Below are 24,554 nucleotides of genomic sequence, written 5' to 3' on the forward strand. Positions count from 1 at the left end.
CGCACTAATGTCTCTATTCCAGCAGCTCCATAAAAAAGGAGAATATGATGGAATTTTTATATCATTATGGATATATCGCGCTTAAACTAGCTGTAGGTCTTGTTGCCTTCTTATTTATTTTAAGAACGACGGGGCGGGGTAGTCTTAGTCAGATGACACCAGTTGATTTGGTCAGTAATTTTGTCATGGGAGGTATTATTGGAGGCGTTATTTATAATCAGAATATTAGTAGCCTTCAATTATTGCTTGTTTTATTCATCTGGCAAACCTTGATTACATCTTTTAATTTTTTTGCACGCTATTCAGTTTTTTTTCGTCGTCTTATTGCAGGGCGGAATGTCACATTAGTTTTAGATGGAGTTTTCCAAATGGATAAGATTAAGAACTTAGGGATCAATATTAATGATCTCATTACGATGTTACGTCTTAAAGGGTGTCACTTACATGAAGCTGCTTTTGTTCGTTTGGAAACCAATGGTGATTGCACTGTCATTAAAAAGGAAGAGGGAAAGAAATCGACGATTTTAATAGAAAATGGTGAAGTTATTGATGATGGACTTAAAGAGATTGGTAAAACAAAAAAATGGCTTCAGGCAGAATTGAAAAAAAAACATGTAAAAGTTGAAAATTTATTTGCAGCAGAGTGGTATGAAAATACAGATCAAAATAATAAATTGTATAGTGGATTATTTCTTGTTCCTTTTTCAAAAACAGTCTAACTTCAAAAAACGGGTAGGTATAGCTTATTGGAAGCCGTAATGAAGAGATAAATCTATAAATAACCACAGAGGGTATTTTGCCTGTTTGTGCGGATGATAGAGAAGTAAGGACTTTATGAAACGCAATGAAATGACAAAAACTGTATCATCAGATACAGGGAAGACTCTGCACACACTTTACAATTTATGGCCCTATATGTGGCCGGTAGGGCGGCGTGATCTAAAAATGCGTGTGCTATGGGCAATATTTTATCTTGTTTTGGCTAAGCTCGTTCTCATATCTGTACCGTATTTATTTAAATATTCTACGAATGTGCTTGATTCAAGCTTTCAGCTACCTGAATGGTTCCCATCCAGTTGGATTATTCCCATCATGCTTGTTTTGGCATACAATGTCGCGCGTATTATGCAGGCTGGATTAAATCAATTACGCGATTCCCTGTTTGCCACTGTTGGTCAATACGCTGTTCGTCAATTAGCTTATAAAACCTTTGTACATATGCATGAGTTATCCTTGCGATTTCATTTGGAACGCCGAACAGGTGGGCTTTCTCGTGTGATTGAGCGTGGAACAAAAGGAATCGAAGCGATCGTAAGATTTTCAATTCTTAGTACAGTACCAACAGTTTTAGAATTTATATTAACGGCACTGGTATTTTATATAAGTTATGGGTGGCATTATCTTCTCATTGTTGTTGTAACGGTTGGATTATATATTTTGTTTACCATTAAGGCGAGTGATTGGCGTATTCGTATTCGGCAAAAAATGAATACAGCGGATACTGAGGCGAATACTCGCGCTGTTGATTCTCTTTTGAATTTTGAAACGGTCAAATATTTCGGTAATGAAACTCTAGAAGCCGATCGATTTGATGCTTCTATGGTAGGTTATGAAAAAGCCGCAACAAAGATTTGGACATCTTTAAGCTGGCTTAATTTTGGTCAGACTCTTATCTTTGGTATTGGAATGACGATCATGATGCTGATGTCAGCTTATGAAGTTTTTTATAAGACACAAACTTTAGGAGATTTTGTTTTTATTAATGCGCTTTTAATGCAACTTTCCATTCCACTAAATTTTATTGGTTCAATGTATCGTGATATTCGACAAGGTTTAACGGATATTGAAGCAATGTTTGATCTTTTAGATGTTCAGAAAGAGATCGTTGATAAATCGGATGCTAAACCGTTAGAGATAAGCGATGGGACCATTTGTTTTCATCAGGTAAAGTTTTCCTATGATTCGAGACGTCAGATTCTCAGAGATATTGATTTTGAAGTTCCTGGAGGAAAAACAGTCGCTATTGTCGGTCCATCGGGTGCCGGTAAATCTACTATTTCTCGGTTGCTTTTTCGGTTTTATGATGTTGATGCAGGATCTATCACAATTGATGGGCAGGATATTCGTGACGTAACACAAAAGAGTTTGCGTGAAGCGATTGGCATGGTCCCACAAGATACGGTGTTATTTAATGATACAATTGCCTATAATATTTGCTATGGGCGTCCAAGTGCTACAGATGAAGAGATGCGCAAAGCTGCTGAAATGGCACAAATATCAAAATTTATTGAAATTTTACCGGAAGGTTTTCAGTCTATGGTAGGAGAGCGAGGTCTCAAATTATCAGGTGGTGAAAAACAACGCGTGGCTATTGCACGGACACTTTTAAAAGCTCCTCCACTTCTTATTCTAGATGAAGCAACGGCGGCTCTTGATACGGCGACCGAACAGGAAATTCAACAAGCATTGGATATTGTAAGCCGTGGACGTACAACATTGATTATTGCGCACCGTCTTTCTACTGTTATCAATGCGGATGAAATTTTAGTTCTTAAAAGTGGTCGTATTATTGAAAATGGGACGCATACAGAGCTTTTACGCAAGAAAGGTCTTTATGCTTCAATGTGGAATAAGCAGCTTGAAGCATCGCAAGCGGAAGAAAAATTACGTAAAATGCGTGAAGAAGATGAGACGAGTGTTGTTAATCGTAAAAAATAAATAGAGCAAAATGTAATCTATATCTTTATATGGAGTGATTGATTAAATACATAAAAAGACACAAGAGGAACAAAAAGCTTTGTTGCTTGTTTAAGTTTACGATGAATAGGAAATTATATGAGTATTCTGCAATCTTTCCATAATAGCTTTGTACCGGTTCATAAAGAAGGTTATCCTTTTATTGTAGCGTTTTTTGTTATTTCGCTCATTCTTGGTTGGATATGGAGTCCGTTGTTTTGGTTTGGTCTCGTTCTCACGGTGTGGTGTGTATACTTTTTCCGTGATCCAGATCGTGTGATCCCTTTGAATTCAAATTGGGTTATGTCGCCTGCAGATGGGCGTATTTCATTTGTGGAATCATGTGTTCCACCTGAAGAATTAGGATTAGGGAAAGATGAAATGATTCGTATTTCCATTTTTATGGATGTTTTTTCATGCCATATTAATCGTATTCCTATCAGTGGTACAGTAGAGTCTATCGTTTATCATCCAGGTCGATTTACCAATGCTGACTTTGATAAAGCTAGTCAGTTTAATGAGCGTAATGGGGTGGTAATTGATAGCAAACATGGTAAAATTGGTGTCGTACAAATAGCGGGAATGGTTGCACGCCGGATTGTTTGCTGGTCAAAAGAAAACGATGCCGTTATGACTGGTGAGCGATTTGGATTGATTCGTTTTGGTTCTCGCCTTGATGTTTATATACCAACTGAAATGAAATTGCGTGTTGCAGTTGGACAGACAGCAATTGCTGGAGAAACAGTTTTGGGTTCTTTTGATGATAAGAGTGCCACAACGGGCTTCAGATACGATTAGGACTCACAATGAAAAATTTTTCGCCATTTTCTTCATTCAACCCTGAGGGGCAGCATGATGATGTTGCAAATCGGCGGCGTTCACCTACATTAATGCGGTATGTTATTCCTAATATTATTACTATTTTAGCAATTTGTGCAGGGATGAGCAGCATTCGTTTGGCTTTTGAACATCGCTATGAAGCTGCTATTTTAATGGTGCTTTTGGCTGCAGTTTTAGATGGTGCTGATGGTCGCATTGCCCGTTTAATAGATGGTAGTTCATCTTTTGGGGCACAGATGGATTCTCTTGCTGATGTTATAAATTTTGGTGTTACCCCTGCACTCATTGTTTATTCATTTATCTTGAATCAAGCGAATCATATTGGGTGGGTTGCTGCCCTTGTTTATTGTGTTGCTTGTTGTTTGCGATTAGCACGTTTTAATGTGATGTTAGATAACCCCAATATACCTAAGTGGCAGAGAAGTTATTTTGTTGGTGTTCCAGCACCAGCAGGAGCATTATTACTTTTATTGCCTACCTATTTAGGCACTCTTGGTTTGGTCCCCAATTGGGGGTGGGCATTATTTTTTAGTCTTTATACTGTAATTATTGCTTTTCTTTTGATTAGTCGTTTACCGGTATGGAATGCAAAAACAATTGATCAAAATTTAAGGCGCGATATCGTTATACCGTGCATGTTGGTCATTGTTATTTATGTCGGTTTTCTTGCGACTTACACATGGGAAACTTTATTGATTACAGCTGTTAGCTATATGATTTTTCTCCCTTGTAGTTTTATCGCTTATAATAAACGTGCTACTTTAGAAGAGAAAAAGGCTGATGCTAAAGCTATCCAAGAATTATAAAGCGCTTCATTCTTCTGTCGAAAAGCACAGGAAAAAGAGAGAGTCAAACGATTTACTTCTCATATGATGATCAATCAGGTACATGATAATCTACAAACCGATTTTTATGGACATTAAAAAGTTTTCCAGTTTCCTTTAAATCAGGTGATAACAAATGGACTATCTTTTTTGCAACCTCTTGTGGTGAAGGAAGAGTTTGTGGATCTTCACTGGGCATAGCTTCAGCGCGCATGGCAGTGCGTGTGGCACCAGGGTTGACACAATTAATCTTAATAGGGGTTTGTTTGAGTTCTTCTGCCCAACAGCGGGCAATCACCTCTAAAGCCGCTTTAGAGGCTGCATAAGCTCCCCAGAAAGGGCGCGCAGCATGCGCAACGCTTGAGGATAACAGGATGGCTCGTCCAGCATCAGATTCACGTAATAAAGGCTCAACGGCTTTCATTAAGCGCCATTGGCTGAAAAGATTTATTTGAAAAACATCTTCAAATACCGTGTTTTCTATATGCGCTATTGGTGAGAGTGTTCCAAGAATTCCTGCGTTTGCAACGATAATATCAAGTTTTTTCCAGCGTTTGGCAATTGAGATAGCAAGGGTATCGATGTTTTCCATATGATGCAAGTCAAGGGGAACAAGGGTTGCATGAGCTCCTTTTTCTCGGATTTGATTATCTAATTCAGTAAGTCCACTGACTGTTCGTGCAAGAGCAATAATATGAGCACCGCGTGCAGCAAGCTCGAGTGCCAAATAATAGCCAATCCCTCTTGATGCGCCAGTAACAAGTGCAACACGCCCATGGAGACTAAAGTCACGTTTTGTCATCATTAATCTCTTGTTTTAAGAACAGATGATTGATGAATTTTGGAGAGATTTTCTTGATCAACCAGATGCGTAGGATAATATCCAGTAAAATAATGGTCAGTAAATTGTGGATCGGCGTTATTCCGTTTTTCCCCTGCTACAGCAAGATATAATCCATCCGTTGAAAGAAATTCTAATGAATCCGCTCCAATAAAATCACACATAGATTTTAAATCTGGATATTGATTTGCTAAAAGGTTTTCAGCTTTAGGTGTATCAATACCATAAAAGTCAGGATAAAAAATCATAGGGCTAGAAATGCGCATATGAACTTCTTTTGCTCCTGCATCGCGAAGCATTCGTACAATTTTAAGGGATGTTGTTCCACGCACAATGGAGTCATCAACCAGAATAACACGTTTTCCTTCAATCACAGGACGGTTTGCCGAATGTTTTAACTTGACGCCAAAAGCGCGAATTTGTTGTGTTGGTTCGATAAAAGTGCGGCCAACATAGTGATTACGAATAATACCAAGCTCGAAGGGAATTCCAATTTCTTGTGCATAGCCAATTGCGGCAGGCGTTCCTCCATCAGGAACAGGAACCACAACATCACCCTCACAAGGGGCTTCCTGTGCTAAACGGATTCCCATATTTTTGCGTGTTGTATAAACACTACGTCCTCCAACGATTGAGTCTGGGCGGGCAAAATAAACATATTCAAACAAGCAAAGTTTTTCTGGTTTTGTATTTTCTGGTTTTATAATTTTTTTTGTAATTTCCCCATTTTTTTGTATTTCACATATGATGATTTCTCCATTTTTAACATCACGGACATATTTTGCTCCAATAATATCAAGAGCACAAGTTTCAGAACAAAAGATAGGCTTACCATCAAGTTCCCCCATCACGAGAGGTCTAATTCCTGTTGGATCGCGTGCCGCAATAAGTTTTGTACGTGTGAGCGCTAACATAGCATACCCACCTTCTACTTGCCGAATCGCATCAACAAAACGATCAGAGGACGACTCATAACGTGAGCGGGCAATAAGATGGAGAAAAACTTCTGAATCCGACGTTGATTGACAGATAGCACCAGAAGCGATGAGTTCACGGCGTAATGTGAGACCATTGGTAAGATTACCATTATGCGCAATAGCAATACCTCCAACTTTCAATTCAGCAAAAAGGGGTTGAACATTGCGTAATGCCACTTCTCCAGTTGTTGAATAACGGGTATGTCCAATAGCACGATTTCCTGGTAAGCGCGCAAGTGTTGCAGGGTTTGTATAGTGATCTCCAACAAGACCTAAATGCTTTTCTTGATGAAATATTTTATTATGGTAAGAAACAATCCCAGCTGCTTCTTGCCCACGATGCTGAAGTGCGTGGAGTCCAAGAGCTGTTAATGTTGCGGCATCTTCATGCCCAAGAATACCAAAAACTCCACATTCTTCATGAAGGGTATCATCATCTAATGAAAATTCTTGACAGAAAACATCGCTTTTTATCATCATATTCTTTCAGTTGTGATATGGAGGAATCATTAATATCACATTTTACATCATTTAGTTCTCTTTCCTCATGAAAAACTATTCTCTATTTTTTGAAAATTATCTTTTCATGAGAGTGTTACTCATACGTATGTTTATTGCTGTCTTTAAACAAATTTTCCGTCTTTTCGAGAACAGATCCAATATCTTTGGGGAGTATTTCCCAAACTTTTTGTCCCAATGAATCTAAAATAGGCCTTGTTTTTGCATTTTTTAACCAATTCGCTTGAAGCTCGGGTTTAATCAGTGCATTAAGCAGCAACATACCGATGACCATGATAAGTAAACCACGAAGTGCTCCAAAAATAAAACCAATAGCACGGTCAAGGATACCAATTCGACTATCAATAATAAAATCAGAGATCTTCATTGTAATAATTGAAGTAATAATGAGAACAATAATAAAAATTGTGACCAATGTTGTGATCAATGCAATCATTTTATTAGAGAGATATTGTTCAAAGAAAGGTAAGACAGGTTTGAATAAAAACAGTGTCGTAACAGCTGCAACTGTCCAAGAAATCAACGATAACACTTCACGTGAAAATCCTCGAAGCATAGCAAGAAAAGCGGACAACAGGATGATTACTACGACAATTCCATCAAGGATTGTTATGATCATTTGTTTGTTCCTTATACATAAAGTTGTGTTCTTTTAAGTCTGTGTGCAAATATATTTTTTGTTATGCCATTTTTTGTTCTTATAGCAAGGATCTTTTGTATTTTATAGAGATTTTTCTATATTATCATATCTGTGGTGCAGATCATTTTTTACTTACGGTAAGAGTAGCAACGAGTTCGGGAAGGTCGGAGAAAGTTTTTTGTTGAAAGTTGAGCGACTTCATCATTTCGGTTGTTGTTGTGGGGTGAAAGGCTCCTTGAAAGCCGAGTTTTTTTGCTTCATTGATGCGCTGTGCTGAATGTGCAACAGCGCGGGTAGCTCCTGAAAGACTGACTTCACCAAAATATACATAATCCGTTGGCAATGCGATATTGGCAAGAGAAGATACCAAAGCAGCGGCTACAGCTAAATCAGCAGCGGGTTCTGATATGCGATATCCACCTGCTACGTTCAGATAGACATCATGCTGTCCAAAACGAATACCACAATGGGCTTCTAAAACGGCAAGAATCATAGAAAGGCGATTTCCATCCCATCCGACAACCGCACGTCTTGGTGTCCCAAGGGAAGAAGGAGCAACAAGCGCTTGAATTTCTACGAGTATCGGGCGTGTCCCTTCCATTCCTGCAAAAACAGCAGCGCCTGGTGCTTTTTCATTACGTTCCCCTAAAAATAATTCAGATGGATTTATCACTTCGCGTAATCCTTTATCAGACATTTCAAAGACACCAATCTCATCTGTTGGTCCGAAGCGATTTTTTACAGTTCTAAGAATGCGATAATGATGTCCTCCTTCACCCTCAAAATAGAGAACGCCATCAACCATATGTTCAACGACTCGAGGACCAGCAATTTGTCCATCTTTTGTAACATGCCCAACAAGAACAACGGCGGTTCCTGTTTTCTTGGCAAAGCGGATCATTGCCTGAGCACCGATACGTACTTGTGTGACAGTGCCAGGTGCTGAATCTGCTGTATCTGACCATAGGGTTTGAATCGAATCGATAATCACCATATCAAGGTTTTTATGTTCGCTTAAGGTTGCCAGAATATCTTCAACATTGGTTTCAGCAGCAAGTTTCACTTCTGTATTGTTAGCTTCAAGCCTTTGTGCGCGCAGACAAATTTGCGCAATAGCCTCTTCACCTGAAACATAGATGACATTATATCCTTTACGTGATAAAGCAGCGGCTGTTTGTGTCAGCAATGTTGATTTACCAATACCCGGATCACCTCCAACAAGGAGTGCCGATCCACGGACAAAGCCCCCACCGGTAACACGATCAAGTTCAGCAATACCAGAATGAATACGTGGAGCATCTTCAATATTTCCAGAAAGAGATGTGAGTGTGACAATGCGTCCTTTACGAGCATTCTGCTTAGGACCACTTCCTATGCCGCTATTTATAGTTTCTTCGATAAGGGAATTCCATTCCCCACAAGCGCTACATTTTCCTGCCCAACGGGAATGGATGGTTCCGCAATTTTGACAGATAAATTGAATACGATTACGCGCCATGTCGATTTAACCAATTTGCTCTGGAAGGTAATTGCTATCGGCCAGATCACTAAAGCGTGTGAAATCAGATTGAAAGGCAAGGGGCACGATTCCTGTCGGCCCATGGCGCTGTTTTGCAATAATAACGTCAGCTTTTCCAAAAGCTTTGTCCATTGTCTCTATCCATTTCATATGTTCAAGGCTACCGAACTTTGGTTCTTCATTTTTGAGGTAATATTCTTCACGATAGACAAATAAAACGATGTCGGCATCTTGCTCAATAGAACCAAATCCACCTAAATCTGAAAGTTTTGGGCGTTTATCTGTTCTGTTTTCAACTTGATGTGAAAGTTGTGAAAGAGCAATAATAGGGATATTTAATTCTTTCGCTAAGGCTTTTAATTCTGCAGTGATTTCTTGAATACGATATTCAGATGTGTATTTTAAATCACTTGTCATGAGTTGGATATAATCAATAATTAAGACATCCAAACCATGTTTTTGCTTGAGACGCCGAGCACGGGCAGCCAGTTGTGAAACTGATACTCCTCCAGTTTGATCAATATAAAGGGGTGCCTTTTGGAGCTGATTTACCGTACGAATAATTTTTGAAAATTGTTCATCTGAAATATGACCACGTCGAATATCAGAAGAAGAGACTTCCGTTTGTTCAGAAATAATACGTGTTGCAAGCTGCTCTGAGGACATTTCAAGTGAGAAGAATCCCACAATGCCGCCTTCATTTTCTTGGATATTACCATTATAATTATAAGCATTGGCAATATTAAAGGCAATATTGGTAGCAAGTGAAGTTTTCCCCATACCAGGGCGTCCCGCAAGGATAATTAAGTCGGATGGTTGTAATCCTCCCATTTTTTCATCAAGTGTTTGAATATGAGTCGCTATCCCTGATATTTGCGAAGAGCGCTTTTTTGCAGCACTTGCTATATCAACAACTCTTTTGATAGCTTCATCAAGACTGTCAAATCTACTATCGCAGTCTTCTTTTTTTTCTAGCATAATTATACACTTTCCTTTTGTTAGATATCAGTTTTTATGCAATTTTATATCAAGAATATTTTGCATGTTGTAGAATTTTCTCTGTGCTGTAGTATTTAAAACACTGCTTGTTTTTTATATTGCGGTAATTAGGGTAATTTTTCAGATAGATTAGAAAATATTTTTGTTAAAAGGTTAGAGGTTGTCCTATAAAGAGGAAAGTTTCTGATATTCTACATAATAGTCAGCCTTGCACAACAGCAGCAATTATTTTTGAATTTAAAAACAAGAAAATGAGTGTCTTGTGAGAAGGAGTTTTTTAAAAGAAGGAACAATATAGAAAGATTTAGATTAGCTATGGATTTTAATATATGTACCCCACTTACAACATTAAGAGATGTGTTATCATTTCATGCAAGAAGAATGTTATTAAATAGCAAATAACGGCGGCTAGAATCATTGAAAAATGATTCTTTGTAAGAAATTTCATTCTTGATAAGAACTATATTTTTTAATGAGAAGAATGGTTTCACAATTTTGACAGATAAATTGAATATGATTACGCGTCATGTTGATTTAACCAATTTGCTCTGGAAGATAATTACTATCGGCCAGATCACTAAAGCGTGTGAAATCAGATTGAAAGGCAAGGGGCACGATTCCTGTCGGCCCATGGCGCTGTTTTGCAATAATAACGTCAGCTTTTCCAAAAGCTTTATCCATTATTTCTTGCCATTTCGTATGTTCCAAGCTACCTAGTTTTGGTTCTTCATTTTTGAGATAATATTCTTCGCGATAGACAAACAGAACGATATCGGCATCTTGCTCAATTGAACCAGATTCACGTAAATCTGAGAGCTGTGGACGTTTATCTGTTCTATTTTCTACTTGACGTGAAAGTTGAGAGAGAGCGATAATAGGAATATTCAATTCTTTTGCTAATGCTTTTAATCCTGTGGTAATTTCTGTGATCTCTTGAACACGATTTTCTGATGAGCGCTTTGAACTGCTTGTCATGAGTTGGATATAGTCAATAAACAAGATATCTAAACCATGTTGCCGCTTGAGACGCCGCGCACGAGCAGCTAATTGCGTAATTGATATTCCCCCAGTTTGATCAATATAAAGTGGTGCCTTTTGTAGTTGGTTCACCGCACGAATAATTTTTGAAAATTGTTCATCTGAAATATTGCCACGCCGAATATCAGAAGAAGAGACTTCTGTTTGTTCAGAAATAATACGGGTTGCAAGCTGTTCGGATGACATCTCAAGTGAGAAGAATCCCACAATGCCGCCTTCATTTTCTTGGATATTGGCATTACGATTATAAGCATTAGCAATATTAAAGGCAATATTGGTAGCCAGTGAGGTTTTACCCATACCAGGGCGGCCCGCAAGGATAATTAAGTCAGATGCTTGTAATCCTCCCATTTTTTCATCAAGTGTTTTAATATGGGTGGCTATCCCTGATAATTGTGAAGAGCGCTTTTTCGCAGCACTTGCCATATCGATAGCTTTTTTAATAGCCTCATTAAAATTTTCAAATCCACCTCCATATTTCCCTTTTTCTGCTAGCTCAAATAACTGATTTTCAACAGTTTCAATTTGTTGGGTAGGCGTGAGTTCTACAGGAGCATCAAAGGCTGTATTGACGACTTGAGTTCCAAGGTTAATCAAAGACCGGCGGATAAAAAGATCGTAAATGACGCGTCCATAATCTTCAGCGTTAATAATAGTGACTGCCTCTGTGGCTAAGCGAACAACATATTGGTATACAGTAATATCTCCAATTTTTTCTTCCATTTGGATATAGGGCTTGATTGTAACTGGATCTACACGTTTTCCTATTTTAATAAGGTGAGATAAAACATGATAAATTTTTTGATGCAAAGGTTCAAAAAAATGTTCTGGTTTTAAAAAATCTGAAACGCGGTCAAGAGAATCATTGTTGATAAAGATGGCACCAAGCAATGCCTGTTCAGCTTCAATATTATGCGGAAGTTGCCGAAAAGAAGGAGAATCCTCTTTCTTTGAAGAGCTGACATTAACAACGTTAGTTTCTTCCATAATATTTTTCCACTAAAATTCTAAGTCTAGCTACTTTAGGCGATAAATTGAAAATCGTATAATTAAAAGAATAGAGCTACAAATCTTCATTTTAAGTTAAAATTATATAATTTTTTAAAACTCTCTTTTCGTTCCTCATTTATCATTTGTGTATTATTTATATAACATCTATCTATTTTATTTTATAATATGTGATTTTAAAGTGGAAGTTTTGCTACTCTAAATTTAAGTATTTTTAAGTTACTTAACCTTAAAATTCCAATATCTGTGTAAGTAAAATTATTTTTTTATAACTAAAATTATTTCAGATCATGTGAGGATATAATCAACTTAACGCTCATACAAACTTTAGCCTTAAGGGTAGGACTTTAAATTATTTTTGCTTTATATGCTGGAAGACAAAAGACATTTCCTCTTAGTGATATTATCATTCTCGGCATATAATGCCTTTAAATAATATATTTCTAATTCTTTCATAAAAATTAGGTTCTTTATGTACGATAGCCATAAAATACTCACTTTTAAAGTGTGAGTATTTTATGAGCGATATTTAAAATGGAATAAAAAATATAAAACAGAAAGCAAAAATAGCAATTAAGCTTCTTGATGAGAACTGTTTATATCGTTGTCATTAATTTCTTCTGCCAATAATTCCTCCTGACTTTCTTCTAATAATTCTTCTTGAATATTATATATTTCTTTAGCCGAAGTGAGGGTTTCACCTTCTGCTTGGCGTTGTGCTTCACTGGTAGAACGCGCAACATTAATAATCACAGAAATTTGAACCTCTGGATGTAAGCTAAGAGTGATAGTGTGAAGACCGATCATTTTTATTGGATGATTAAGTTCGATTTGATTTCTTCCAATAGAAAAGCCTTCATCTGTTATGATTTCAGCAATATCACGTGTTGACACAGAACCATAAAGTTGTCCCGTTTCACCAGCAGAACGAACAACAATGAATGATTGTCCATCAAGTTTTTCAGCAATTTTTTGCGCTTCGCTTTTGCGTTCAAGATTACGTGCTTCAAGTTGTGCACGTTGTACCTCAAAATGTTTTTTATTAGCTTCATTTGCGCGTAAAGCTTTACCTTGAGGCAAGAGAAAATTACGCGCATAACCATCTTTAACTGAGACAATATCACCCATCTGACCAAGACGAGGAATGCGCTCAAGTAAAATAATATCCATAGTTTTTCCTTTCGAACAAATAAATTTAGTGGAGTTTTTTGCGTGATTGAAAATTGTATTGAATAGCAGCCCAAATTCCCATCAAAAGCATCATGAAAACAATAGGTGGAGTAAAAACGACTGTAAAAATAGCAATATAAACAAGAGAAAGTATAATAATCCGACCGTTTACCCCTTTTGTAATATTGTGAAGATATGCTAGACCGCTAATTAATATGATGACAGTGTATGCAGTACTAAAGGCAAGGGTACTCAAGTTAAGAGAAGCGCTCAACTCAATCATCGATGCTATGCAAACAATAATAAAAATAATAATTCCAGAAATTGGAAGGCGGAGAGTTTGGCTCCAATCATCACGGGGTCTTTTCAGCCATTTCATATGTTGTGCTGCTATCATGGAAAAGTAAAGGTTACCAATGAGAAAAACCAAACTATAAATAGTCAAAGAAAAAGCAGTAAAAGTTGCTGTATGCGTCATTAAAAGCTCATTAAAAGCGCGTATATCGGCTTCTTTTATTGACTGTGTTTGTTGCAGAGTTTGTGCTATGTTTTCGGTGATTTTTTTTGCAACGATGGGTGTGGAAGGACGTGTTTGAACATAGAGCCCAATGAAAGTTGCTATAAGAGCGATAAAATTAGTTAAATGAAAAATAACCGATGATAATGGATACCATATCAGTTCGTTTTCTTTTTGCGCTGGTCGTGCAAGCCCAAGAAGCCAAGAAGCATAGACAGCAGGAAGGAAAAATAAGAACATAAAGCCAAGAGCAATATAGGTATTAGTGGTTATGATAAGAACAACAGTGGCACTTATGAGGGCGATGAGACTGGCTAATGTTCCTTGACCGAACGCAACAATAAAAATTGGCAATGAAAGAAAGCAGCCAAGAAGAAGAGAAAAAAAGGGCGCGATATTTGCAACACTGATGATTGCCAGTCCTATCACAACAGCAAATAATCCTGCCAAAATACCGGTTAATATCTCATAAGTACGATTTTTTTTCATTTATTGCTGTCCTGCTTTCTGCAGTTAGAGGCGTGTCAATACCCCAACTTTGACATTTAATAGCTTAACATAGGATACAACAAGCTATTTTTTAACCATATAAGAAATGCAACTGGAGAAACTCTCCAGTTGCATAGCGTATTGATTGCTTACTTTATAACGTACGGAAGTAAGCCTAAAAAGCGAGCACGTTTGATAGCATTAGCTAATTCACGCTGTTTTTTCTGACTAACAGCAGTAATCCGTGAAGGAACAATTTTCCCACGTTCGGAAATATAACGTTGTAACAACTTGATGTCTTTATAATCAATTTTGGGAGCATTGGTCGCTGAAAAAGGACATGTTTTACGACGACGATGAAAGGGGCGACGTGCAGAGTTTTGATTAGTATCAGTCATCATTCTACCCCTTCTATAGTATTTTCACGTTGACGACGTGGAAAACGAGGACGCTCTTCATCATGTCCAATGTGACTATTGCGATCAAGGTGTGAGAGCATAGCAGATTTTTCTTTTTCGTGTTTTTCTACGCGAATGGTCATATAACGCAAAATATCCTCATTGATGCGCATCTGACGCTCCACTTCAGCAATTGCTGAAGCTGGTGCATCAATATTGACTAAGACATAATAAGCTTTACGGTTTTTACGAATACGGTAAGCAAGAGGACGAAGTCCCCAATTTTCTATACGCCCAACTTTTCCACCATGCGCTTCAATGACACCTTTGTAGAGACTCAAAAGTTCATCAACTTGCTGCGGTGCAATGTCTTGTCGGGCAAGGAACATATGTTCATAAAGAGCCATTGTTTTGCCTTTCTTCAATTAAATTTCACCGGTTTTAGCGCAAAGCCTCTGCGACTTGTCTTTTTTGGAAATCCAAAGAAGAAAGGACGCGTTTACAATTCGAGACATCTCAGAGCGGAGATACGGGAGGCCGGAAACATTGTATTTCCTACTGATATTTTACAGCCCTCCGTTCAACCTCCAGCTAAAGTGCCGGCAACGAATATTTCATATCTACAGGTTATCTTTTAAAATAGCAAGTTTATGCATATAAAAAAATTGATTTGTTAAATCTTGATATATTTCCTTCTTCTACAAAAAGATAATACTGTAATATAAAGGCAAAGGAGGGAAAAATGGACTTTTTAAACCAGATTGATGTTACACTCTTTGAAATGTTTGTCGGCAATCATCAAGCTTGGTCGATTGTAGTTTTGTTTAGTATTTTTTGTGCAAAGTTTTTAATTTATATTATTCCTCTCCATCTTTGTGCGTTGTGGTTTTGTGGTGGGGAGAGGGAGCGGTGTGTTGTGCTAAGCATTTGCATGAGTATTTGTGCATCTCTTTTCATAGGTTATCTCATTTCTCTTTTTTATTTTCATCCTCGCCCATTCGTGGTAGGGCTGACGACACCACTTATTCAACATCGTGCAACAGCTTCTTTTCCTAGTAATCATGCCTTGACCATTGCATCTTATGCAGCTAACTTTTATTTTTACCGATACAAAGTTACTTTTAAATTTGCCGTAGTGTTTTTATGCTTAATCTGTTGGGCGCGCATCTTTGTGGGTGTACATTATCCCTTTGATATTTTAGCAGGTGCACTTTTAGGAAGTCTCATAAGTTTCGGTGTTATTCAGTTTATAGCACCCTATTTCCCTAAGTTTTTATATCAAATTCCGCCTTTAAAATATAATTTTAAGTGTGGTATTCGTTTTAAATAAAGGGCTTTATCTTGATTTGTGCGGATGAATAAGGTCAAAAGAAAATAATTTAATTGTACAGTTTTAGGAGTTGATAAATGGGTGCAGCTTTTATTTTTCCAGGGCAGGGGAGTCAACTTGTTGGTATGGGGAAAGCGCTTGCAGAGCAATTTATTGTCGCACGGATGGTTTTCGAGGAAGTTGATGATGCTTTGGGTGAGAAATTATCAAAGATCATTTTTGAAGGACCTGCAGATGTTTTAACGTTAACAGCAAATGCACAACCGGCATTAATGGCTGTATCTATGGCTGTCATTCGTGTGATGAAACAATTAGGGCTTCGTATAGAAGAAAAGGTAAGGTTTGTTGCTGGTCATTCTTTAGGCGAATATTCGGCTCTTTGTGCTGCTGGTACATTTACTCTCACAGATACGGCAAGACTTTTGCGTATTCGTGGCAATGCTATGCAGGCTGCTGTCGCGGTTGGTGAAGGTTCTATGGCTGCATTAATTGGTTTAGAAGAGCACATTGTGGAAGAAATTTGTGAAACTGTTTCTGGAGAAGGACTATGTCAGATTGCTAATGATAATGGTGGTGGGCAAATTGTTATTTCCGGTAAAGCAAAAGCAGTTGAGGCAGCGGTAGAGATTGCATCAAAAAAAGGTGCAAAACGTGCACTTCTTCTTCCTGTTTCTGCACCTTTTCATTCATCTTTAATGCAACCTGCTGCTGATGCCATGAAGAAAGCACTTTTGACTGTTAACAAAATGTCCCCTATTGTTCCTTTGATTGCCAATGTTTCTGTTGCACCTGAGAGCAATCCAGAGCGTATTACTACTCTTCTTGTCCAACAAGTGACTGGGAGGGTGCGATGGCGTGAAACAATAGAATGGATCGCTGCTAATGGAGTTGATACGCTTTTTGAAGTTGGTTCTGGAAAAGTATTAACAGGTTTAACGCGTCGTATTAACAAAGATATAAAGGGGGTAACCATTGGAACAGTTGATGAAATAGAATCAGCGCTAGGTATGCTCGGCGTTTAATCTATAAGGAGTTAAAAAATGTTTAGATTAACAGGACGTAAAGCTCTTGTAACGGGGGCTTCGGGAGGAATTGGTGAGGCAATTGCACGCTGCTTTCATGCACAAGGAGCCATTGTTGGACTTCATGGAACACGCGAAGAAAAGCTTAGAGAAGTGGCGGCAGAATTAGGGCAGAATGTTTTTGTATTTCCCGCTAATCTTTCTGAACGCCAATCGATTAAACAATTGGCTGAAGTTGCAGAAAGAGAAATGGATGGCGTCGATATTTTGGTTAACAATGCGGGAATCACTAGGGATGGTCTTTTTGTGCGTATGCAAGATAAAGACTGGGATGATGTTTTAGAAGTTAACCTAACAGCTGCTTCTCTTTTGACGCGTGAATTAATACATTCTATGATGCGCCGCCGTTATGGAAGGATTATTAACATTACATCTGTTGTTGGTGTTGTGGGAAACCCTGGACAAACGAATTATTGTGCTGCAAAAGCAGGCTTGATAGGTTTTTCTAAAGCATTGGCACAAGAAATTGCTTCGCGAAACATCACGGTCAATTGTATTGCTCCTGGATTTATTAAATCCGCAATGACAGACAAGCTTAATGAAAAGCAAAAAGAAGCCATTATGGCTGCGATTCCGATGAAGCGTATGGGAAGTGGGCAAGAAATAGCCGCTGCTGCTGTTTATTTAGCAGGCGATGAAGCAGCCTATACGACAGGTCAAACACTCCATATCAATGGTGGAATGGCAATGATTTGAGTATTTATTTTATTCCACATTGATTTATGAGTTGTATTATTTTAGATAGTAACGATTGAAATGGATAGATGCATCTATTTCTTTAATATGGTCGTTGATCAATTGATGTCGGAATGTCAGATTGGTTCATTTTGTAGGGGATATCCACAGGATGTTTTAAATCATTACTAAAATCTTTTAAAGTAATGCATCTATTGCTTGATTAGATGAACCGATATAGTTAACCAAATTATAGGAAAATATAAATTCGAGGATTTCAACATGAGTGATACAGTAGAGCGCGTTAAGAAAATTATCGTGGAACATCTTGGGGTTAATGCTGATAAAGTTGTAGAAAATGCAAGCTTTATCGATGATCTAGGGGCTGATAGCCTTGATACGGTTGAACTCGTTATGGCTTTTGAAGAAGAGTTTGGGGTAGAAATTCCAGATGAAGCTGCTGAAACGATTTTCACAGTTGGCGATGCAGTCAAGTTCATTGATAAAGCTTCTGCGTGATTACTAAAGGGCAAAGGCATAAATTGCTTTTGCCTATATTCTTCGGAGCTCTTTTGAAAAGAGAGCTTTGAGAGGTGAAGTTTAGTTCAAGGTTAGAAGTTATGAGACGTGTTGTTGTTACTGGTTTAGGATTGGTATCTCCATTAGCTGGTAATATTGAATATAGTTGGAAGCGACTTCTTGAAGGAAGAAGTGGTGTCCGACGTATCACAGAGTTTGATGTGTCAGATTTGCCATGCCAGATTGCTGCGCGTATCCCCTTAGGGGATGGAACAGAGGGGACTTATAATGCTGATTTGTATATGGAACCTAAAGAGCAACGTAAAGTTGATGCATTTATTGTTTATGCAATGGCTGCTGCTAACCAAGCGCTTGCAGATGCCGAATGGTTTCCTAAGAGTGATGAAGATCAGATTTGTACAGGCGTGTTAATTGGTTCGGGAATTGGGGGAGTTGAGGGTATTGTTGAAGCTGGTTATACGCTTCGTGATAAGGGCCCACGTCGTGTTTCTCCTTTTTTTATTCCAGGTCGTTTGATTAATCTTGCTTCTGGTTATGTGTCTATTCAATATGGTTTACGGGGGCCTAATCATTCTGTTGTAACGGCTTGTTCAACAGGGGCGCATGCAATTGGTGATGCGGCACGTTTGATTATGTTTGGTGATGCAGATGTCATGGTGGCAGGGGGGACTGAATCTCCGATAAATCGGATATCTCTTGCAGGTTTTGCAGCTTGTAGAGCTCTTTCTACTTGTCGCAATGATGATCCTGAACGGGCGTCACGTCCTTATGATATTGATCGTGATGGTTTTGTGATGGGGGAAGGAGCAGCTGTTGTTGTTTTAGAAGAGCTGGAACATGCCAAAAAACGAGGAGCGCGTATTTATGCTGAGGTTATTGGCTATGGTTTATCTGGTGACGCTTACCACATTACAGCGCCTTCAGAAAGTGGTGAAGGGGCTCAGCGTAGTATGATAGCTGCTCTTAAGCGTGCACAAGTGAATGTGAGTGAACTTGATTATATTAATGCTCATGGTACATCTACGATGGCTGATTCCATAGAGCTAGCAGCTGTTGAGCGTGTTTTAGGGAGTTATGCACCACACGTTTCTATGTCATCAACGAAATCATCTATCGGGCATTTACTTGGTGCTGCCGGTGCTGCTGAGGCTATTTTTTCTATTTTAGCTATACGGGATAATATAGCCCCAGCGACACTTAATCTTGACAATCCATCGATTGAAACAAAAATCGATCTTGTACCACACAAACCGCGTGAACGAAAGATTGATACGATTCTTTCTAATTCTTTTGGATTTGGTGGGACAAATGCATCGTTGGTGATGCGACGTTTTAGGGGATAATAAGTATTTTTATTTAATTTTTGCTTTTGAGTTTTCTACTTTATTATAAGGTGAATGAGAAATTATAATATTATCCTTAATCGCTATTGAGGGGTTATGTCCGATGTGAAAAATGGAAATCATTAAAGGACGTAAGTGATTCCTCTTCGAATCATTTAGCAGATAGTTATGACATGTTAATACATAAAAAACGAAAGAAATCATCTATCGTCCGTAATCCGTTGGTCATTCTCGGTCATTTTTTTCTTATGCTGATTGTGATTATTCTTTTTGCCATAAGTATTCCTCTTTATATTGGAAAAAGTATTTTTGAAGAAAAGGGAAAAATTGAGGAAGAACAAATTGTTCTTATCCATCCTGGTACCGGAATTCGTGAAATTGCTTCATTGCTAGAAAAACGTGGTTTCATTCGATCATCAGATATTTTTGTTTATGGGGTTGGTTATCACCAAAAAACAACGCATCTGAAGGCTGGTGAATATTTAATTCCAGCTCATGCTTCGATGCAGGATATTATGGATATTCTTGTGAAAGGAAAATCTATAGAGTATACATTTACAGTACCTGAAGGTTTAACGGTTCAGCAAGTTTTCGATCGATTAGCTGCGAATGAAATTTTGATTGGAGACCTTCCAAAAATTTTGCCTCCAGAAGGTTATTTAATGACGGATACTGTTCGTTTTATTCGGGGAACAACGCGTAAAGAGATTGTAAACAGGTTGCGTGAAGGACAGACAAAATTAATTCATGCTATATGGGCTACGCGTTCACCTGATTTACCCATTAAATCAATTAATGAATTTGTTATATTAGCCTCAATTGTTGAGAAAGAAACGGGAATTGCAGCAGAAAGACCAATGGTTGCTGCGGTATTTTATAACCGCCTTACAAAGCATATGCGTCTTCAATCGGATCCAACAGTAATTTATGGTCTCTTCGGAGGAAAAGGAAAACCATCTGGTCGTGCAATTTATCGTTCAGATCTTGAGAAGGAAACACCATATAATACTTATAAAATTAATGGTTTGCCCCCAACGGCTATTGCAAATCCAGGTCGAGATTCTTTAAAAGCGGTGGCACATCCACCAAGCAGTGATGCACTTTATTTTGTTGCTGATGGTTCAGGAGGGCATGTTTTTTCTCGAACTTTAGAGGAACATAATATGAATGTTCGCAAGTGGCGAGAATTAAAGGCAAAACATTGAATTTATAGTGATAACACATCTTTTTGCATCGTAAATGAGAATCCCAAATATAGTAAAATTTTTCTATTTAAATTTTTTATGAGAATGATAAAAAATCATTTTCTTGTCTGTCACAAGTGGGTTGGCGTATGGATAAAAATATTTAAGAAAAAAGTGAATATACTGCTAATACCTTATCTCAAAAAAGAGCAAAATAACATTGAGAATTGCTAAGAAAACACATTGATTAAGGGAGAGGTTGAGATAATGTATAATTCAAATTTTGGAGAAACATTTATGAACAAAGTAGAGTGATGTAATGACAGTCTTTGAAAGTAAATTGAGTGCTATAAAAATAAATCAACGCCGCGGTTTTTTATTTATTCTCTCTTCGCCTTCAGGTGCTGGTAAATCAACAATTTCTCGATTACTTCTAAAAGAGGGACAATTAGAGCTTTCCGTAAGTATGACTACAAGGAAAAGGCGTCCTAGTGAAGTAGATGGGCTGCATTATTACTTTATTTCAAAGGAAGAGTTTGAATATAAGCGTGATAGGGATGAATTTATTGAGTGGGCAGAAGTTCACGGAAATTATTATGGCACTTTACGTGAAACTGTTGAAAACGCATTGAATGCTGGCCAAGATATGTTATTTGATATCGATTATCAAGGTACCGAGCAGCTGCAAAAAAAGATGCTAGGAGACACTGTATCTGTTTTTATTCTTCCACCATCAATGAAAGAGCTTGTTTCGCGTTTACATCGTCGAGCAGAAGATAGTCAAGATATCATCAATTTGCGATTGGAAAATGCACGAACGGAGTTAAAGCATTGGCTTTCTTATGATTATGTTGTGATTAACGAAGATTTAGATCAGTCTTTATCTTTTATTAAATCAATTTATTTAGCTGAAACCGTAAAACGTGAGCGTTGTTCTTATCTTGGCTCTTTTGTTGATGGGCTTATTGCTGAAAAAATCGATAAATGTTGTGATTAAAAAAGGTTTTATAACACAAAGTGCATTTTTTAGAGCACTAGATGCGCTAAAGTTACAAATTCAGAAATCGAGAGCGTTTCAGCACGGCGCGTTCCATCAATTCCAGCTTTTTCTAATAGCTCTTCACCTCCAAGTATTTTGAGATTTTGACGAAGCATTTTTCGTCTTTGTCCAAAGGCGGTTTTTGTGACGAGGCTTAGTTTTTGTGCAGAGCAGGCAAGAGGTTGTGTTCGCGGAATAATATGAACAACAGAAGACGTTACTTTAGGTATTGGTATGAAGGCTTGAGGGGGGACATCAAAAGCAATTTTAGCAGTGGTACGCCAGCCAGTTAGGACACTAAGACGTCCATAATGAGTAGATTGAGGTTTAGCTGTAATCCGTTTGGCAACTTCACGTTGAAACATCAATGTCATTGATTCATAAAAAGGAGGCCATGGTTCAGTTAAAAGCCAATTTAATAAGAGTTGTGTCCCAATATTATAGGGAAGATTTGCAATAATGCGCGGTTTTACAGGGCTTGTTTCAAAGAGTTTTGAGAAGTCTTGCTTCAGTGCATCATTACAAATAACTTTTAATTTTTTAGGATAGTGTTTTTCTATTTCTAAGAGAGCCGGTATGCAGCGCTCATCGCGTTCTATTGCTGTTACAATGGCACCCTTTGCTAGCAAGGCACGTGTGAGACCTCCAGGACCAGGACCAATTTCTAGAACAGGTTTTCCTTCTATATTGCCTGCTTGATGAGCAATTTTAGATGTTAAATTAAGATCAAAAAGAAAATTCTGCCCCAAAGATTTATGCGCTTGTAATCCATATATATTAATGACCTCACGCAGAGGAGGGAGATTATCTATTGGCATGGGTTTAAACTATTTTTTGCAAGTTGATTTGCAAGTTTAAGAGCAGCAATAAAGCTTTCGGGAGAGGCTATTCCTTTATCAGCAATGTCAAAAGCAGTTCCGTGATCTGGAGACGTGCGAATAAAAGGTAGACCTAACGTGACATTAACAGTGCTATCAAAGTCTAATGTCTTAACAGGGATAAGGGCTTGATCATGATACATACAAATGGCAACGTCATATGCTTTTCTTGCGCATTCATGGAACATTGTGTCGGCAGGCAGCGGGCCTGCAATATTGAGTCCTTTCTTTTTAAGATATTCAATAGCAGGAGTGATAATTTCAATATCTTCTTTTCCCATTGCACCTCCTTCTCCAGCATGAGGATTAAGACCAGCAACAGCTAGTCGGGGTGACGTTATTTTAAACCTTGTTTTTAAGTCATATTCAGTAATAAGTACCGTTTGAATAATTAAATCACGGGTAAGCTGTGAAGGAACATTTTTAAATGGAATATGAACAGTTATTGGTACTGTTTTTAATCGAGGTCCTGCTAACATCATAACTGGATGATAACATTTATGAAAAGCTTTATGGGCTAAATCGGCTAAAAATTCTGTATGACCTGGAAATCGAAAACCGGCATCATAAAGACTCTTTTTTGCAATAGGACAAGTGATAAGTGCACATGCATGGCCATTTTGAATCAATTGAACACAGCGTTTAATTGCTTCAATAATTCCAGCTGTATTTTTCGATGAAGGTATACCTAATTGATCACTTTGTTTGTTTTTTAACGGTATGATAGGAAGAGCTTTTTGAAAATTTTTTGCAGGATTATTGATTAAAACAGATTGCACCTCAACATCAATCTGTAAAAAACGAGCGCGCGAACGAATAACATCTGGATCAGCAAGAAGTACAAAAGGTGGAATTTGGCGCGTAACACGCAAATTCCACGCTTTTAGTACTATTTCAGGACCAATTCCGGCAGGATCACCACCGCTAACAATAAGAGCAGCCATTATGAATTTTGAATGCGTGCCACTCGGCGCAGTTCTCCTAAATATTTGTCGCTTAATTCTTCAAGTTTTTGCGGGCTTCTTTTTTTACTATCTTGAAGAGAAAATATCAGTCGAGCGACATAATCATCAGAAACTCTTTTTATTTTGCAGACAGCAATTGCTTCGATTCCATCAGATGTTTCTTGTAATTTTGTCATTTTTCCAGCAGGCGTTTCAAGAATAGCTTGTTCCCATGCATTAGGAAGTTGTGGCTCCAGAAACTTTCCTAAGTGGCGGATAGTAACGTCTAAAATACCTCTTGCTTGATTGTGAGCATTGGCACATCCACGGAAATGTGCGCGAAAATTACTTGCTTCTCTTTGACGTCTTTCAAAGATCTCTGAACGACGATGTGCAGGAATGACAAAAACAATCCGCTGTAATGTATATTCGTTGGTTGAAGGTTTTACACCACCATTTTTTAATATTCTGCGTACAGCTTCTTGTTCGCTAATCATACCTGTTTCAGCTTGATAGCGTGCGCTAACAAGACGCCCCCATCCTATTTGTCCACGGATGTAATCTTTAAAGTGTTGCACTGTGATCTCAGTTTGGATCAGAATCTGGTTGAGCTGATCAATCGTCATATTATTTTGTGTCGCAAAATTCTCAAAAGCTCTATCAACTTCATCATTGCTTACTTCAATATTACGACGTTTTATTTCAATATTTTTTAGCTTTTCATCAATAAGCTCTTTTTTAGCCTGTGCCACCAAATTGCCTTGCTTTTGTTGTAGCCTGAGAAAAGCAAGGCGTCTTTGTATATCATAATTTGTGATGGGGTTGCCATTAACTGTAACAACAATAGAAGTCTGCGCAAAGACTGTCGGAATCAAAAATCCATTTATTATCAGGCTACTTACGCTCAAAGATGCAATATAAAATAAAGCAAGAAAACGCTTTTTCAATTTATTCATGTAAATAGGCTTTCGCATTGTTTATTAATTCTCATCAACAACTTAAAATACACGCTTTCTTTCATAAA

22 protein-coding genes and 2 pseudogenes are annotated in these 24,554 nt (G+C 37.9%); 11 read left to right on the forward strand and 13 right to left on the reverse strand.

Annotation, left to right across the window (positions count from 1 at the left end):
* Window positions 1-47 precede the first annotated feature (47 nt).
* The 4 genes from ACFINW_RS02515 to pssA all read left to right on the forward strand — a co-directional run bounded on the left by ACFINW_RS02515 (window position 48) and on the right by pssA (window position 4,382).
* Window positions 48-719 (forward strand): DUF421 domain-containing protein, encoded by a 672-nt coding sequence (locus ACFINW_RS02515; protein ID WP_375620811.1) that lies wholly within the window; start codon window positions 48-50, stop codon window positions 717-719.
* 115 nt (window positions 720-834) lie between these two features.
* On the forward strand, window positions 835-2,718 hold the full coding sequence (locus ACFINW_RS02520; protein ID WP_375620728.1) for an ABCB family ABC transporter ATP-binding protein/permease: 1,884 nt from the start codon (window positions 835-837) through the stop codon (window positions 2,716-2,718).
* 117 nt (window positions 2,719-2,835) lie between these two features.
* Window positions 2,836-3,534, forward strand: a complete 699-nt coding sequence (locus ACFINW_RS02525; protein WP_375611224.1) for a phosphatidylserine decarboxylase — start codon at window positions 2,836-2,838, stop codon at window positions 3,532-3,534.
* A gap of 8 nt (window positions 3,535-3,542) precedes the next feature.
* A complete protein-coding gene (gene pssA, locus ACFINW_RS02530; RefSeq protein WP_375640138.1) occupies window positions 3,543-4,382 on the forward strand; it encodes a CDP-diacylglycerol--serine O-phosphatidyltransferase in 840 nt (279 codons plus the stop codon).
* Between the two features lie 70 nt (window positions 4,383-4,452).
* Here the strand turns inward: pssA and ACFINW_RS02535 are convergent, their stop codons facing one another.
* The 10 genes and pseudogenes from ACFINW_RS02535 to rpsF all read right to left on the reverse strand — a co-directional run bounded on the left by ACFINW_RS02535 (window position 4,453) and on the right by rpsF (window position 14,922).
* Entirely contained in the window at window positions 4,453-5,202 is a 750-nt protein-coding gene (locus tag ACFINW_RS02535) for an SDR family NAD(P)-dependent oxidoreductase (protein ID WP_375640134.1), read from the reverse strand.
* 2 nt (window positions 5,203-5,204) lie between these two features.
* Entirely contained in the window at window positions 5,205-6,698 is a 1,494-nt protein-coding gene (gene purF, locus ACFINW_RS02540; protein WP_375610159.1) for an amidophosphoribosyltransferase, read from the reverse strand.
* A 115-nt stretch (window positions 6,699-6,813) separates the two neighbouring features.
* Window positions 6,814-7,356: a CvpA family protein gene (locus tag ACFINW_RS02545; RefSeq protein WP_375620729.1), complete on the reverse strand. Its 543-nt coding sequence runs from the start codon at window positions 7,354-7,356 to the stop codon at window positions 6,814-6,816.
* Between the two features lie 142 nt (window positions 7,357-7,498).
* A complete protein-coding gene (gene radA / locus ACFINW_RS02550) occupies window positions 7,499-8,875 on the reverse strand; it encodes a DNA repair protein RadA (protein WP_375611228.1) in 1,377 nt (458 codons plus the stop codon).
* 6 nt (window positions 8,876-8,881) lie between these two features.
* Window positions 8,882-9,826 (reverse strand): annotated as a pseudogene (locus ACFINW_RS02555) (DnaB-like helicase C-terminal domain-containing protein); the annotation flags it as partial.
* 603 nt (window positions 9,827-10,429) lie between these two features.
* The gene (locus ACFINW_RS02560) at window positions 10,430-11,920 is read right to left on the reverse strand and encodes a replicative DNA helicase (RefSeq protein ID WP_375610161.1); all 1,491 of its coding nucleotides are present in this window, start codon (window positions 11,918-11,920) and stop codon (window positions 10,430-10,432) included.
* 594 nt (window positions 11,921-12,514) lie between these two features.
* The gene (rplI, locus tag ACFINW_RS02565) at window positions 12,515-13,111 is read right to left on the reverse strand and encodes a 50S ribosomal protein L9 (protein WP_273791080.1); all 597 of its coding nucleotides are present in this window, start codon (window positions 13,109-13,111) and stop codon (window positions 12,515-12,517) included.
* A 25-nt stretch (window positions 13,112-13,136) separates the two neighbouring features.
* Complete coding sequence (locus ACFINW_RS02570) at window positions 13,137-14,117, reverse strand: hypothetical protein (RefSeq protein WP_375640129.1); 981 nt, start codon at window positions 14,115-14,117, stop codon at window positions 13,137-13,139.
* Between the two features lie 149 nt (window positions 14,118-14,266).
* Window positions 14,267-14,515 (reverse strand): 30S ribosomal protein S18, encoded by a 249-nt coding sequence (rpsR, locus tag ACFINW_RS02575; RefSeq protein WP_375620813.1) that lies wholly within the window; start codon window positions 14,513-14,515, stop codon window positions 14,267-14,269.
* On the reverse strand, window positions 14,515-14,922 hold the full coding sequence (gene rpsF / locus ACFINW_RS02580; protein WP_375612935.1) for a 30S ribosomal protein S6: 408 nt from the start codon (window positions 14,920-14,922) through the stop codon (window positions 14,515-14,517). The genes rpsR and rpsF overlap by 1 nt, the downstream gene beginning before the upstream one ends.
* A 335-nt stretch (window positions 14,923-15,257) precedes the next feature.
* Between rpsF and ACFINW_RS02585 the strand changes: the two genes are divergently transcribed.
* The 7 genes and pseudogenes from ACFINW_RS02585 to gmk all read left to right on the forward strand — a co-directional run bounded on the left by ACFINW_RS02585 (window position 15,258) and on the right by gmk (window position 21,666).
* Entirely contained in the window at window positions 15,258-15,845 is a 588-nt protein-coding gene (locus ACFINW_RS02585) for an undecaprenyl-diphosphatase (protein WP_375620732.1), read from the forward strand.
* Window positions 15,846-15,922: 77 nt separating this feature from the next.
* Window positions 15,923-16,867: an ACP S-malonyltransferase gene (gene fabD / locus ACFINW_RS02590; protein WP_375620733.1), complete on the forward strand. Its 945-nt coding sequence runs from the start codon at window positions 15,923-15,925 to the stop codon at window positions 16,865-16,867.
* An 18-nt stretch (window positions 16,868-16,885) separates the two neighbouring features.
* Window positions 16,886-17,623 carry a 3-oxoacyl-[acyl-carrier-protein] reductase gene (gene fabG, locus ACFINW_RS02595; RefSeq protein WP_375673755.1) on the forward strand — a complete coding sequence of 246 codons (738 nt, stop codon included), beginning with the start codon at window positions 16,886-16,888 and terminating at the stop codon, window positions 17,621-17,623.
* Window positions 17,624-17,884: 261 nt separating this feature from the next.
* Window positions 17,885-18,121 carry an acyl carrier protein gene (locus ACFINW_RS02600; RefSeq protein WP_004860281.1) on the forward strand — a complete coding sequence of 79 codons (237 nt, stop codon included), beginning with the start codon at window positions 17,885-17,887 and terminating at the stop codon, window positions 18,119-18,121.
* 101 nt (window positions 18,122-18,222) lie between these two features.
* Entirely contained in the window at window positions 18,223-19,485 is a 1,263-nt protein-coding gene (gene fabF, locus ACFINW_RS02605) for a beta-ketoacyl-ACP synthase II (RefSeq protein WP_375620735.1), read from the forward strand.
* A gap of 96 nt (window positions 19,486-19,581) precedes the next feature.
* Window positions 19,582-20,690: pseudogene (gene mltG, locus ACFINW_RS02610) on the forward strand (endolytic transglycosylase MltG).
* 298 nt (window positions 20,691-20,988) lie between these two features.
* Window positions 20,989-21,666, forward strand: a complete 678-nt coding sequence (gene gmk, locus ACFINW_RS02615; protein ID WP_375620736.1) for a guanylate kinase — start codon at window positions 20,989-20,991, stop codon at window positions 21,664-21,666.
* 29 nt (window positions 21,667-21,695) lie between these two features.
* On the opposite strand, the gene rsmA is transcribed toward gmk, so the two are convergent.
* The 3 genes from rsmA to ACFINW_RS02630 are packed head-to-tail and all read right to left on the reverse strand — an operon-like array spanning window position 21,696 to window position 24,486.
* Window positions 21,696-22,526 carry a 16S rRNA (adenine(1518)-N(6)/adenine(1519)-N(6))-dimethyltransferase RsmA gene (rsmA, locus tag ACFINW_RS02620; RefSeq protein ID WP_375620737.1) on the reverse strand — a complete coding sequence of 277 codons (831 nt, stop codon included), beginning with the start codon at window positions 22,524-22,526 and terminating at the stop codon, window positions 21,696-21,698.
* The gene (gene pdxA / locus ACFINW_RS02625; RefSeq protein WP_375620738.1) at window positions 22,517-23,530 is read right to left on the reverse strand and encodes a 4-hydroxythreonine-4-phosphate dehydrogenase PdxA; all 1,014 of its coding nucleotides are present in this window, start codon (window positions 23,528-23,530) and stop codon (window positions 22,517-22,519) included. The genes rsmA and pdxA overlap by 10 nt, the downstream gene beginning before the upstream one ends.
* A complete protein-coding gene (locus ACFINW_RS02630) occupies window positions 23,530-24,486 on the reverse strand; it encodes a SurA N-terminal domain-containing protein (RefSeq protein ID WP_375640123.1) in 957 nt (318 codons plus the stop codon). The genes pdxA and ACFINW_RS02630 overlap by 1 nt, the downstream gene beginning before the upstream one ends.
* Between the last annotated feature and the right edge of the window lie 68 nt (window positions 24,487-24,554).

Source organism: Bartonella sp. AA18HLJMS, from assembly GCF_042197245.1.
In the GTDB taxonomy this organism is placed as follows: domain Bacteria; phylum Pseudomonadota; class Alphaproteobacteria; order Rhizobiales; family Rhizobiaceae; genus Bartonella.